10 protein-coding genes and 2 pseudogenes are annotated in these 13,273 nt (G+C 73.9%); 9 read left to right on the forward strand and 3 right to left on the reverse strand.

The annotated features are described in order from the left end of the window. Positions 1 to 269 precede the first annotated feature (269 nt). Positions 270 to 1,292, reverse strand: a pseudogene (locus tag ACFW2E_RS11360) (SAM-dependent methyltransferase); the annotation flags it as partial. Positions 1,293 to 1,410: 118 nt separating this feature from the next. Between ACFW2E_RS11360 and ACFW2E_RS11365 the strand changes: the two are divergent. From ACFW2E_RS11365 to ACFW2E_RS11375, 3 genes are all read left to right on the forward strand, one after another. After that, positions 1,411 to 2,616, forward strand: a complete 1,206-nt coding sequence (locus ACFW2E_RS11365) for a sensor histidine kinase (protein WP_384464892.1) — start codon at positions 1,411 to 1,413, stop codon at positions 2,614 to 2,616. A 107-nt stretch (positions 2,617 to 2,723) separates the two neighbouring features. Next, on the forward strand, positions 2,724 to 3,395 hold the full coding sequence (locus ACFW2E_RS11370; protein WP_384464895.1) for a response regulator: 672 nt from the start codon (positions 2,724 to 2,726) through the stop codon (positions 3,393 to 3,395). Positions 3,396 to 3,483: 88 nt separating this feature from the next. Continuing rightward, the gene (locus tag ACFW2E_RS11375) at positions 3,484 to 4,116 is read left to right on the forward strand and encodes an AAA family ATPase (protein WP_384464898.1); all 633 of its coding nucleotides are present in this window, start codon (positions 3,484 to 3,486) and stop codon (positions 4,114 to 4,116) included. Positions 4,117 to 4,128: 12 nt separating this feature from the next. Here ACFW2E_RS11375 and ACFW2E_RS11380 read toward each other — a convergent pair whose 3' ends face one another. Continuing rightward, complete coding sequence (locus ACFW2E_RS11380) at positions 4,129 to 5,232, reverse strand: DUF5937 family protein (protein ID WP_384464901.1); 1,104 nt, start codon at positions 5,230 to 5,232, stop codon at positions 4,129 to 4,131. A gap of 316 nt (positions 5,233 to 5,548) precedes the next feature. Next, positions 5,549 to 6,736, reverse strand: a complete 1,188-nt coding sequence (locus ACFW2E_RS11385) for a threonine aldolase family protein (protein WP_384464904.1) — start codon at positions 6,734 to 6,736, stop codon at positions 5,549 to 5,551. A gap of 196 nt (positions 6,737 to 6,932) precedes the next feature. Between ACFW2E_RS11385 and ACFW2E_RS11390 the strand changes: the two genes are divergently transcribed. The 6 genes and pseudogenes from ACFW2E_RS11390 to ACFW2E_RS11415 form a co-directional block, all read left to right on the forward strand. After that, positions 6,933 to 7,859, forward strand: a complete 927-nt coding sequence (locus ACFW2E_RS11390) for a Rossmann-like and DUF2520 domain-containing protein (RefSeq protein ID WP_384464907.1) — start codon at positions 6,933 to 6,935, stop codon at positions 7,857 to 7,859. Positions 7,860 to 7,929: 70 nt separating this feature from the next. After that, a complete protein-coding gene (gene panC, locus ACFW2E_RS11395) occupies positions 7,930 to 8,931 on the forward strand; it encodes a pantoate--beta-alanine ligase (RefSeq protein WP_384464910.1) in 1,002 nt (333 codons plus the stop codon). Next, positions 8,928 to 10,649 (forward strand): L-aspartate oxidase, encoded by a 1,722-nt coding sequence (locus tag ACFW2E_RS11400; RefSeq protein ID WP_384464913.1) that lies wholly within the window; start codon positions 8,928 to 8,930, stop codon positions 10,647 to 10,649. The genes panC and ACFW2E_RS11400 overlap by 4 nt, the downstream gene beginning before the upstream one ends. Before the next feature lie 5 nt (positions 10,650 to 10,654). Beyond that, the gene (nadC, locus tag ACFW2E_RS11405; RefSeq protein ID WP_384464915.1) at positions 10,655 to 11,641 is read left to right on the forward strand and encodes a carboxylating nicotinate-nucleotide diphosphorylase; all 987 of its coding nucleotides are present in this window, start codon (positions 10,655 to 10,657) and stop codon (positions 11,639 to 11,641) included. Positions 11,642 to 11,646: 5 nt separating this feature from the next. Next, positions 11,647 to 12,444, forward strand: coding sequence for a type III pantothenate kinase (locus ACFW2E_RS11410; RefSeq protein ID WP_384464918.1), 798 nt, complete (start codon positions 11,647 to 11,649; stop codon positions 12,442 to 12,444). Between the two features lie 126 nt (positions 12,445 to 12,570). Further along, positions 12,571 to 13,182 (forward strand): annotated as a pseudogene (locus tag ACFW2E_RS11415) (hypothetical protein); the annotation flags it as partial. Between the last annotated feature and the right edge of the window lie 91 nt (positions 13,183 to 13,273).

The raw sequence follows: 13,273 nt of genomic DNA on the forward strand, positions 1-13,273 counted from the left end.
CAGCACCACGACGGAGGCCGGCACCGGGCCGGCACGGACGGCCACGGAGCGGCGCCCGCCACTCGCGCGCACCACTCCTGGTCGCTCGGCAAGAGCCGCCCGAAGGAGAGTTGAGGCACATGTCCGACGTGACCCGGCAGCCCGACGGCACGCCCGTCGGGCCCCAGACACCCGAACCCCGAGCACGCGGTGCGGAAGCGGGGGGGGGGGCGCGGGGCGGCGGGGCGGGCGCCTGAGAGCGGGGGGGGGGGGCGCGCGGGGCGCGCCCGGTCCGGAATTCCAACCGGCTGGAGCAGCCATCCGAAGTCGCCCAGCCCGCCCGGCGCCGTGAGTTCGGCGGCCTCGCCGGCGCTCGCGAGAGCGCGCACGTATGCCGAGGGATCCGTGGAGGCGAGTGCGAGCGGGGGGCGTGCGCCCGCGATGCCCAGGGCGCGCAGCGCCACTCGTTGTGTGAGCAGTAGTGCGCCGGGGAACGTGTGTGCCGTGCCGAGCGTCGCGCAGGCGTCCAGCGCCACGTGCGCCGTCAGATCGCACGAGCCGTCCGGCACGGGCGCCGTCTCGCGCCCTTCCCGGAAGCCGGTGAGCGTCCCGAACGGGGGGCGCGCGTCCGTGACGTGGGCGTAGTCGACGGCCACCGCGAGCCCTCGCGCCACCCGCGAGACGGCCGAGGCCCAGGCCGCGTCCCGGGGCAGCCCGATCTCCGCGCGCCGCCCCTCCTCGGCCGCCAGCGGCCACCAGCGCGCGAGCCAATCCGCCTCGGGCCCCGACACGGGCTCCCCGAGCCGCTCGGTCCCGTCCTCCCGTACGAGGACCAGCCGTGGGACGCCGGTGGAGTCCACCTCCGCGACCTCCACCGGCACGTTGTCCAGCCACTCGTTGGCGAAGAGCAGTCCCGTGATCCCCTCGGGCGGCTCGCTCAGCCACGTGATCCGGCCGTCGAGGCCCTCGGGGCGGCCGGCGAGTTCGACGGCGTACCCGTGCGTGCGGGCGGCCACCTCGGCGGGCAGCGCGGTGAGTACGCCGGTCACCAGCTCGCCCCGCCCGGCGGCCATGTCGACGAAGTCCAGCGTTGCGGGCCGCCCCAGCGCCTCGTCGACCCGGCACAGCAGCCGCGCCACGGCCCCGGCGAACAGTCGCGACGCGTGCACGGATGTCCGGAAGTGCCCGGCCGGGCCCTCCGGGCGCAGGTAGAAGCCGCCCGGCCCGTACAGAGCCGCCTGCGTCGCCGCACGCCAGCCACGCCAGGCGTCCGCCGTACCGCCCGTCGCCCCGCCCGTCGTCTCTTCCGTCACCGGAACAGACTAGGCGCACAGATGATCACGTCCTCCACCTTGCGGAGTACGCGCGTCGGGCACGGATCGGCCCTCCGGTTGACCCCTGCACACATCGCACTTCCCTACTCTGGGTTACGTGCAGCGCCTCTATGACTTTCTCCGCAGGCACCCGACATGGGTCGACACCTTCTGGGCCGTCGTCCTCTTCGGGCTCTCCGGCGTGAGCGTGGTGAGTCTCAGCAGGGCGCCCGGCCACCACATGTCGGTCGGCCCGGGGCTGGCGGTGTCCGCCGTCCTGTGTGTCGTCGTCGCGCTGCGCCGTCGTTTCCCGGAGCAGATGCTGCTGCTGGCGCTCGCGACCGGGCTGGCCCAGCTGGTCCTGGACATCGAGACGACCGTCGCCGACTTCGCCATGCTGGTGATCACGTACACGGTCGCCGCGGTCGGCGCCCGCTGGGCGTCGCGGCTGGCGCTCGCGGTGAGCCTGGGGGCGGCGGCCCTGGCACAGATCCGCTGGCCGGCCCAGCACTCCAGCATGCTGGGCCACCTCGCGATAGCTGTGTTCCAGACCGTGCCGTTCGCCCTCGCCTGGGTGCTGGGCGACTCCATGCGCACCCGTCGCGCCTACTTCGAGCAGCTGGAGGAGCGCGCCGCCCGGCTGGAAAAGGAGCGCGAGGCGCAGGCGAAGGTCGCGGTCGCCGCCGAGCGCGCCCGGATCGCGCGGGAGCTGCACGACGTGGTCGCGCACAACGTGTCGGTGATGGTGGTGCAGGCCGACGGCGCCGCCTACGTCCTCGACGCCGCGCCCGACCAGGCGAAGAAGGCCCTGGAGACGATCTCCTCCACCGGCCGTCAGGCCCTCGCCGAGATGCGCCGCCTGCTGGGCGTCCTGCGCACCGGGGAGCACCAGGAGGTCGGCGAGTACGTCCCGCAGCCCGACGTCGAGCAGATCGACGACCTGGTCGAGCAGTGCCGCAGCTCCGGCCTGCCCGTCGACTTCAAGGTCGAGGGCACCCCGCGCCCGCTGCCCAGCGGCGTCGAGCTGACCGCGTACCGCATCGTGCAGGAGGCGCTGACCAACACCCGCAAGCACGGCGGGCCGAACGCGGGCGCCAGTGTGCGCCTGGTCTACTTCGACGACGGGCTGGGTCTGCTCGTCGAGGACGACGGCAAGGGCGCCCCGCACGAGCTGTACGAGGAGGGCGGCGCCGACGGGCAGGGACACGGCCTGATCGGCATGCGCGAGCGGGTCGGCATGGTCGGCGGCACCCTCGACGCGGGCCCGCGTCCTGGGGGAGGCTTCCGCATCAGTGTGCTGCTCCCGCTCAAACCAGCGCACTGACACCGACGTGCGCCCCCTGTTGACACCTGTCACGCCCCAGTCGCTCCCCGAGCGACACACCCCCGAACAGACGAAACAGACGGAACAGACGAAACGAAAGAGGCCCGATGACGATCCGCGTGATGCTCGTCGACGACCAGGTGCTGCTGCGCACCGGGTTCCGGATGGTGCTCGCCGCCCAGCCGGACATGGAGGTCGTCGCGGAGGCGGGCGACGGCGTCGAGGCCCTCCAGGTGCTGCGCTCGGCCGAGGTCGACGTGATCCTGATGGACGTGCGCATGCCGAAGCTGGACGGCGTGGAGACCACGCGCCGCGTCTGCGCGGAGCCCGACCCGCCGAAGGTGCTGATCCTGACCACCTTCGACCTCGACGAGTACGCCTTCTCCGGGCTGAAGGCGGGCGCCTCCGGCTTCATGCTCAAGGACGTGCCGCCCGGCGACCTGCTGACCGCCATCCGCTCCGTGCACAGCGGCGACGCCGTCGTGGCACCCTCCACCACCCGCCGTCTCCTCGACCGTTTCGCGCCGATGCTGCCCGCCACCGGCGGCGAGCCCCCGCACAAGGAGCTGGACCGGCTCACCGACCGTGAGCGCGAGGTCATGGTGCTGGTCGCCCAGGGCCTGTCGAACGGCGAGATCGCGGCCCGGCTGGTGCTCTCCGAGGCGACGGTGAAGACCCACGTCGGCCGCATTCTGACCAAGCTCGGGCTGCGGGACCGGGTACAGGTGGTGGTCCTGGCGTACGAGACGGGACTGGTGCGGGCCGGCGGCCAAGGCTGAGTCCGTTCGACCCTGACTTCCCCGGGTTCCGGAACCCCGAATCCCGGAACCCGGCCTCCGCGCGAGCGGCGCGCACTAGGGTCTGCGCATGCTCCTGTGGATCAACGGCCCCTTCGGGGGCGGCAAGACACAGACCGCACACGAGATCCAGCGTCGGCTTCCGGGCAGTGTCATCTGCGATCCGGAACACGCCGGGTTCGGCCTGCGCCGCATGCTGCCGCCCGAACTGCGGGGCGACTTCCAGGACCTGGTGTCCTGGCGGCAGGGCGTCGTCGAGGTCCTCGACCTCGCCCTCGCCAAGCACGACGGCACGGTGATCGTCCCCATGACGGTCACCGATCGCGAGTACTTCGCGGAGACGGTCGGCCGGCTCGGCGAACTCGGTCACGACGTAAGGCACTTCACGCTCCTGGCCGAGCGCGGGACGGTGGTCGGGCGGCTTCGGGAGCGCGGCTTCGGGCACCTACTCCAGTACGTCGCCGGGAAGAACGCCGGCCTGCGCAGGGAGAGCTGGGCCTTGCGGCAGCTCGACCACTGCCTGGAGCGGCTGAGCGAGCCCGAGTTCGCCGAGCACCTGTGGACGGACCACTCGACCGTGCCGAAGACGGCGGACCGGATCGCCGTCCTGGCCGGGCTCACGCTGCGGCCCAACAACGAGGGCGCCCTGCGGACGCGGCTCAGGCAGGTCCGGGTCGGTGTGCGGCACATCCGCTTCGACTGACCGGCAGCCCGGCTACCTGAGGATTCCCTCCAGGAAGTCGCTGCCGAGCCGCGCCACCACCGACACGTCCAGCTGGTGCAGGACGTACCGCCCCCGGCGGCGGGTCGTGACCAGGCCCGCCTTCTTGAGGACACCCAGGTGCCGGGATATCTCGGGAGCGGTCATGCCGTGGACCTGGGCCAGTTCGCTGGTGGTGTACGCGCTGCGGGCGAGGTTGCGGCAGATGCGCATGCGGACGGGGTGGGACAGGGCGGTCATCCGCAGGGTGAGCTGTTCGACGGAGGGCGGGGCGGCGAGCTCGGGGGAGCCGACCGGGTAGTGCAGGACCGGCTGCCAGCCGTACCGGTGCAGCACCATCAGATGGGGCCAGCCCAGGCTCGTCGGCACGAGCAGCAGGCCGCCGTCCGCCGTGGCCGTACCGTCGCCCAGCTTGTCGACCGTGATCCGGCCGGCCGCCTCGTCCAGGGTCACGGCCGGGGACACGGACACCAGCGCCTCGGCCAGGCCCTTGCGGCGCAGCAGCTCCGTCTTGTGGCGGGTGTCCGCCGTGAGCTGGTGGCGCAGCCGGGACCAGGTGTCCGCGAAGAACGCCTCGTCGCAGTCCTGCAGGAACTGCCGGAGCCAGCCCCGGATCCGGGGCGGGTCGGCCAGCAGCCGCTCGGCGAAGCGCATCTGCTGCGGCCCCCGGGCGGCGGCCAGTTCCACGGCCCGACGGCGCAACTCGGGATCGGCGAGCGGGCCGGGTCCCGGCAGGCCGTAGGGGAGCGCGCAGGTGAACTCCAGCGCCGTGTCCACGAACTGCTCGTCCGTCAGCTTGTCCAGCAGATCGAGGTCCTCGGCGAGCGTGGCGCCCGGGAGCGTGCCGCCGCCCGGAAGGCCCGCGAACGGCAGGAACAGGTCCGAGAACGTCGTCCGCCACAGGAAGTCGGCCTCGCACATCCGGTCGGCCAGATGCGAGTCGAGCCGGGCGGCCACGCCGGTGACCCAGGCCTGCAGTCCCGGATGGTGGCCCGGCTCGGACAGCGCGTGCAGCGCCATGCCGAGCTCGGCCAGGGGCGAGGGCACGACGGCCACCCTCTCCGGCCGCAGCCCCGCGATGTCGATGCGCACGCTCATGCCTCCATGGTGCACGCCGCCACTGACAGGGCCGTCCCCGATTGACGGGGGCCGTCAATCGGCGGGACTTCCCGGCGGGACGGGCGCAGCCCGGAACGCCCGGGGGCAGCCGCGGAGCCCGTTCGTCCCGTGCCTGGAAGGCGATCACCCCATGAGCGTCACCCGGCAGTACCTCCTTGACACCACCGCGCCACCGGCACGGCGAGCCGCCGCCCGCGCCCGGCACCGGCGAGCGGCGGCTCGCGCGCGATGGTGTGATCCGAGGCGGTTCCGGGTCCTCCCGGCGGGCTGCCCACAGGGGATTCGACGACAGGACCTAGGAGGCTCCTTCCGGCAGCCGGGCCACGAAGTCCGCCACCGCCGCCCGCACGTCGTCGGCCGTCCACTCCAGTCCGGCGGAGCGGACGGAGACCTCGGTGCAGGCCAGACCCGGGCCCCCGCTGTTCCAGGGGACGGCGAACAGGAACGTCCCCGTCTCCTCGGCCTGGCGCACGGCCGTCTCCGCGAGCACATCGGCGTCGAACGGCAGCCAGACCTGGAACTCGTGGGTGTGCGGCTCCGCGGGGTGGACGCGGGCCCACGGCACCCCTGCCGCGGCGAACCCGTCCCGCAGCGCGGCGGCCACCACGCGCGCGTGCCGCACGTACTCCGGCAGCCGGGGAAGCTCCCGCTCCAGCCCGACGAGCGCCGACAGCGCGGTGGGGAACTGCTGGAAGACCATGCCGCCGTACCGGTGCCGCCAGGTCTTCGCCTCCTCCACGAGCGTCCTCGGTCCCGCGAGCACGGCACCGCCGAAGCCGCCCAGAGACTTGTAGAGCGAGACGTACACGCTGTCGGCCAGACCCGCGATCTCCTCCAGCGGGCGGCCGAAGTGGACGGTGGTCTCCCACAAGCGCGCCCCGTCGAAGTGGACCACCGCGTCGCGTTCCCGGGCGGCCTCCACGACCTCGGTGAGCTCCCGCCAGGACGGCAGCACGAATCCGGCGTCCCTGAGGGGCAGCTCCAGCATCAGAGTCCCGAAGGGCTCCTCGAAGCCGCGTATCTCGTCGGCCGTGGGCAGCCGGGGTTCACCGGTGACCCGGACCGGGCGCAGGCCGCTGACCTGGCTGAGGGCGTCGCGCTCGTGCACCTCGGGGTGGGCCAGCGCGTGCAGGGCGACCGTGGGGCTGCCGGTGCGGCCCGCCCAGCAGCGCAGGGCCACCTGCTGGGCCATGGTGCCGGTCGGGAAGAAGGCGCCCGCCTCCATGCCCAGCAGCGCGGCGACCCGCTCCTCCAGGGCCGCCACGACCCGGTTCCCGTAGATGTCAGCCGGCTCGTCCAGGTCGTACACCTCGGGCGCCGCTTCCTGCAGCAGCGCGAGCCGTTCGCGGATCGTGCCGCGGAAGCCCCCGCGCGACAGCACCCGCCGCGCCTGGGCGAAGGCCGTCGTCCGCCGCTCCCGCAACCGCTCCTGCGCCGACAGTTCCCCGCTCGGCTCTTCGCTCTGTTCCGGCGTATCGCTCATGCCGTGGATCATGCCGCGCCCCGGCTCCCCGGGCAGCCGGTTTTCCCCACGGCGAAGCCCCCTGCGCGCCTGCCGCAAGAGCGTGGGGAAACCCACAGCCTGTGGACAACGCGACCGGCCCTCCAGCCGATAGCGTTAACATGACGAGAAATCGTCCGGTACCCGGAGCGGACTGGAACGGGAAGGTCACCTTCGCGTGAGTACAGACCAACAGCCAGACCCCAAGGACCGCCCCGCGCGGCTCACCGTCGGCGTCGTCGGCGCCGGCCGGGTGGGCCCCGCGCTGGCCGCGTCCCTGCAACTCGCGGGGCACCGCCCGGTGGCCGTCTCCGGGGTCTCGGACCTCTCCAGACGACGTGCCGCGCTGATGCTGCCCGACGTCCCGCTCGTCCCGCCCGCCGAGGTCCTCCAGCGCGCCGATCTGGTGCTGCTCACGGTCCCCGACGACACCCTGCCCGGCCTGGTGGCGGGCCTCGCCGAGACCGGCGCGGTACGGCCCGGCCAGCTCCTCGTGCACACCTCCGGGCGGTACGGCGCGAAGGTCCTGGACCCCGCACTGCGCGCGGGCGCGCTGCCGCTGGCCCTGCACCCCGCGATGACCTTCACCGGCACCCCGGTGGACGTCCAGCGGCTCGCCGGATGCTCCTTCGGCGTCACCGCCCCCGACGAGCTGCGGCTGGCCGCGGAGGCCCTGGTCATCGAGATGGGCGGCGAGCCCGAGTGGATCGGCGAGGAGAACCGCCCGCTGTACCACGCGGCCCTCGCCCTCGGCTCCAACCACCTGGTGACCCTGGTCGCCCAGTCCATGGAGCTGCTGCGCACGGCCGGCGTGGAGGCACCCGACCGGATGCTCGGACCGCTGCTCGGCGCCGCCCTGGACAACGCCCTGCGCTCCGGCGACGCGGCGCTGACCGGACCCGTCGCGCGCGGGGACGCGGGAACGGTCGCCGCGCATGTCGCCGAGCTGCGCCGGCACTCCCCGCAGACCGTCGCCGGATACCTGGCCATGGCCCGCGCGACCGCCGACCGGGCGCTCGCGCACGGACTGCTGAAGCCGGAACTCGCGGAGGACCTCCTCGGAGTGCTCGCCGGCCGGAGCGAGGGCGAAGGGGACGCCCGATGACCGGCACCGGGCCGAAGACCGCGAAGCAGGGCCGCCCGACGACGCGCGTGCCCGGGAACGGAGACCTCCGATGACCACCGCCCTGCTCAGCACCGCCGCCGAGCTGCACGCGCGGGCGCGCACCGGTCGCCGTGCCGTCGTGATGACCATGGGCGCCCTGCACGAGGGTCACGCCACGCTGATCCGCACCGCGCGCGGGATCGCCGGGCCCGACGGCGAGGTCGTCGTCACCGTCTTCGTCAACCCGCTCCAGTTCGGCGCCGGGGAGGACCTCGACCGCTACCCGCGCACCCTCGAGGCCGACCTGAAGATCGCGGAACAGGCGGGCGCGGACGCCGTGTTCGCCCCCTCCGTGGACGAGGTCTACCCGGGCGGCGAACCGCAGGTGCGCGTCTCCGCCGGCCCCATGGGCGAGCGGCTGGAGGGCTCCTCACGGCCCGGGCACTTCGACGGCGTGCTCACCGTGGTCGCCAAGCTGCTCCACCTCACCCGCCCCGACGTGGCCCTCTACGGTCAGAAGGACGCCCAGCAGCTGGCCCTGATCCGGCGCATGGTCCGCGACCTGAACTTCGGCGTCGAGATCGTCGGCGTACCGACTGTCCGCGAGGACGACGGCCTGGCCCTGTCCAGCCGCAACCGCTACCTCTCGCCCCAGGAACGGCACACGGCCCTCTCCCTGTCCCAGGCCCTGTTCGCGGGCCGCGACCGGCACGCCGCGCAGGAGGCACTGCGCGCGCGGGCCCGCGAAGTGCCCTCCACGCGCGCGCGTGCCGAGGCGCTCAGCGCCATAGGGGAGTCCCGCGCGGCCGCCGACGCGCACGCCGTCGCCAAGGCCGTGCCGGGGGCCGCCGCGGCCGTCCGCGCCGCGGCCCGCCTGGTCCTGGACGAGGCCGCCCGCCTCGACCCGCCGCTCGAACTGGACTACCTCGCCCTTATCGACCCGTCCGACTTCACCGAGATCGGCGACGACTTCACCGGCGAGGCCGTCCTCGCCGTCGCCGCCAGGGTCGGCGCCACCCGGCTGATCGACAACCTGCCCCTCACCTTCGGAACCTTCGGAGCCGCCTCGTGACCAGCACAGGCATACGACTGCACGCGCCCGCCCCCGGGTGGTCCATCTCCGCGGACGTGATCGTCGTCGGCTCCGGGGTCGCCGGCCTCACCGCGGCCCTGCGCTGCGAGGCGGCGGGCCTGAAGACCGTCGTCGTCACCAAGGCCCGCCTCGACGACGGCTCCACCCGCTGGGCCCAGGGCGGCATCGCCGCGGCCCTGGGGGAGGGCGACACCCCGGAACAGCACCTGGACGACACCCTGGTCGCGGGCGCGGGCCTGTGTGACGAGGAGGCCGTACGGATCCTCGTCACCGAGGGCCCCGACGCGGTGCGCCGGCTCATCGACACCGGCGCGCACTTCGACGAGTCCTCCGAAGGAGGACTGGAGCTCACCCGCGAGGGCGGCCACCACCGTCGGCGCATCGCGCACGCCGGAGGCGACGCCACCGGCGCGGAGATCTCCCGCGCGCTCGTCGAGGCCGTACGCGCGCGTGGGCTCCGCACCATCGAGAACGCGCTGGTCCTGGACCTGCTGACGGACGCCGACGGCCGTACCGCCGGGGTGAGCCTGCACGTGATGGGCGAGGGCCAGCACGACGGTGTGGGCGCCGTGCACGCGCCCGCCGTGGTCCTCGCGACCGGCGGGATGGGCCAGGTCTTCTCGGCGACCACGAACCCGTCCGTGTCGACGGGCGACGGCGTCGCCCTCGCGCTGCGTGCCGGCGCGGAGGTCTCCGACCTGGAGTTCGTGCAGTTCCACCCGACCGTGCTGTTCCTCGGCGCCGACGCGGAGGGGCAGCAGCCGCTGGTCTCCGAGGCCGTGCGCGGCGAGGGCGCCCACCTGGTCGACGCCGACGGCGTGCGCTTCATGGTCGGGCAGCACGAGCTGGCCGAGCTCGCGCCCCGGGACATCGTCGCCAAGGGCATCATGCGGCGCATGCAGCAGCAGGACGCCGAGCACATGTTCCTCGACGCCCGGCACTTCGGCGCCGACATGTGGGAGCACCGCTTCCCGACGATCCTCGCCGCCTGCCGCGCCAACGGCATCGACCCGGTCACCGAACCCATCCCGATCGCCCCGGCCGCCCACTACGCCTCCGGCGGCGTGCGCACCGACGCCCGGGGCCGTACGACCGTCCCGGGCCTGTACGCGTGCGGCGAGGTCGCCTGCACCGGCGTCCACGGCGCGAACCGGCTCGCCTCCAACTCCCTTCTGGAGGGCCTGGTCTACGCCGAACGCATCGCCGCGGACATCGCCGCCGGCCACGCCGCGAACGGCCTGCGCGCGCGGGTGCCCGAACCGGTGGAGCACCCGGAGACGCCCGCCCATCCGCTCCTCGCCCCCGAGGCCCGGTTCGCGATCCAGCGGATCATGGCCGAGGGCGCCGGAGTCCTGCGCTCGGACGAGTCCCTCGCCAAGGCCGCCGGACAGCTCCAGCGGCTGCACACCGAGGCGCGCGACGCCCTCGACGAGAACGGCAAGACCGCCGAGCCGGGCGTCGACACCTGGGAGGCCACCAACCTCCTGTGCGTGGCCCGTGTCCTGGTCGCCGCCGCGCGGCTGCGCGAGGAGACCCGCGGCTGCCACTGGCGCGAGGACCGGGCCGACCGCGACGACGCCGGCTGGCGGCGCCACATCGTCGTACGGCTGAACCCGGACCGGTCGCTGGCCGTCCGTACCACCGACACCGCAGACTTCCCCCCTACCCGGCAGCAGCACCGTCCCCAGGAGCAGTGACAGAAGTGAGCACCGACGACCTCCCCCTCGTCCCGAACGGCGGCTGCGGCGACGGCTGTGCCTGCGGCGCCGAGGGTGCCGAAGGAGACGACGCGTACCTGGAGTGCGGGCTCGACCCCGCGCTCGCCGAGCTCCTGGCCGACGCCGGACTCGACCCCGTCGAGGTCGAGGACATCGCCAACGTCGCCATCCAGGAGGACCTCGCCCACGGCGTGGACGTGACGACCGTCTCGACCATCCCCGAGGACGCCGTGGCCACCGCCGACTTCACCGCGCGCGAGGCGGGCGTGGTGGCCGGCCTGCGGGTCGCCGAGGCCGTGCTCTCCGTGGTCTGCACGGACGAGTTCGAGGTCGAGCGACACGTGGAGGACGGCGACCGGGTGGAGGCGGGGCAGAAGCTCCTGTCGGTCACCACGCGCACGCGTGACCTGCTGACCGGCGAGCGCAGCGCGCTCAACCTCCTGTGCCGCCTGTCGGGCATCGCGACGGCCACGCGCGCGTGGGCGGACGTGCTGGAGGGCACGAAGGCCCGGGTTCGCGACACCCGCAAGACGACCCCGGGCCTCAGGTCGCTGGAGAAGTTCGCGGTGCGCTGCGGCGGGGGCGTCAACCACCGCATGTCGCTGTCGGACGCGGCCCTCGTCAAGGACAACCACGTCGTCGCCGCCGGCGGCGTCGCCCAGGCCTTCGAGGCCGTGCGGGCGGCCTTCCCGGACGTGCCGATCGAGGTGGAGGTCGACACCCTGCACCAGTTGCGCGAGGTCGTGGACGCGGGCGCCGACCTGATCCTGCTCGACAACTTCACGCCCCTGGAGTGCGAGGAGGCGGTGGCGATCGTCGACGGCCGCGCGATGCTCGAGGCCTCCGGCCGGCTCACGCTGGAGAACGCCAAGGCCTATGCGGACACCGGCGTGGACTACCTGGCCGTCGGGGCCCTGACCCACTCCTCGCCGATCCTGGACATCGGCCTGGACCTGCGCGAGGCGGAGTAAGGGCCATGCTCCTCACGATCGACGTGGGCAATACGCAGACCGTTCTGGGCCTGTTCGACGGCGAGGACATCGTCGAGCACTGGCGCATCTCCACGGACCCGCGCCGCACGGCGGACGAGATGGCGGTGCTGCTGCAGGGCCTGATGGGCATGCACCCGCTCCTCGGCGACGAGCTCGGCGACGGCATCGACGGCATCGCGATCTGCGCGACCGTGCCGTCGGTGCTGCACGAGCTGCGCGAGGTGACGCGGCGCTACTACGGCGACGTGCCCGCGGTGCTGGTGGAGCCCGGGGTGAAGACCGGCGTGCCGATCCTCACCGACAACCCCAAGGAGGTCGGCGCCGACCGCATCATCAACGCGGTGGCGGCCGTCGAGCTGTACGGGGGCCCCGCGATCGTCGTGGACTTCGGTACGGCGACGACGTTCGACGCGGTCTCCGCGCGCGGGGAGTACATCGGCGGTGTCATCGCGCCCGGCATCGAGATCTCCGTCGAGGCGCTCGGCGTCCGCGGCGCGCAGCTGCGGAAGATCGAGGTGGCGCGGCCGCGCAGCGTGATCGGCAAGAACACCGTGGAGGCCATGCAGGCCGGCATCGTGTTCGGTTTCGCGGGCCAGGTCGACGGAGTCGTGAGCCGGATGGCCCGCGAGCTGGCCGACGACCCCGACGACGTGACCGTGATCGCCACGGGTGGTCTGGCGCCGATGGTTCTCGGCGAGTCGTCGGTCATCGACGAGCACGAGCCGTGGCTGACGCTGATCGGGCTGCGGCTGGTGTACGAGCGGAACGTGTCGCGTATGTGAGACGGGGGCGGGCCGGGACCGACCAGGCGGGTGGCACTTACGCGCCACAATCGTCACTTATGTCGAGTTTGTCTGATTAGCGCGTATCTTCGGTGCATGCCCACGCCCTACGGATCCCGCGGCGGCATGGCGTTCGGCGCGACGGAGCTGCGTGTGCTCCGCCGGGCCCTCGCTCTCGCCCTACACCCCGCTCCCGCCTCGGCAGAGGACGTCCAGGACTGTCTCAGCCTCGCCGAGTCGCTCGACGAGGCGATGCGCGAGGGCGCCCGGCTGCGCGCCTTCCTGGTCGCCGACCTCGCCCGGTACCGCGCCGCTCTGCCCGGGACCGCCGCCGGGTACCTCGCGCTGCTGAAGGAGGCGCTGGAGGCCGGCTACCGCCCCGTGGGATCCGACCTCGCCGCCCTGCGGGCGCTGCGCGGGGGCCCCGCCGCCGCGGCCCTCCTGAAGCGCTGCGAGGGGCTCGCGGGTGGCGCGCGGCGGCCGGGTGCCGAGCTCCCCGCCGTGCCCGCCTGCCGCGTGCCCGAGCGGGCGCACGCGCGGCTGACCGCCCTTCCCGGGGGTGCGGGAGAGGACCGGGGCAAGCGGCCCGCCGAGAAGCCCGCCGAGCCCCCCGAGCGCCCGGGGCCGGGGCCCGCCGCCCCGCAACAGTCACGCCCCATCCCGACCCCGGGAGAGGTCTTTCCGCGCCGCAAGCCGACCCCGCCGCCCGCCGGCCCCCCGCCCCAGCGGCCCGCGGCGGGCGGGACCCCGGCGGTGACGGGGGGGAACGGCGCCCGGCGCCCCCCCGCCCCGCCGGGCGCCCCCCCCCCGCGGATGGAAACCACCACGC

Origin of the sequence: Streptomyces sp. NPDC058964, from assembly GCF_042741275.1 — a bacterium.
In the GTDB taxonomy this organism is placed as follows: Bacteria; Actinomycetota; Actinomycetes; order Streptomycetales; family Streptomycetaceae; genus Streptomyces.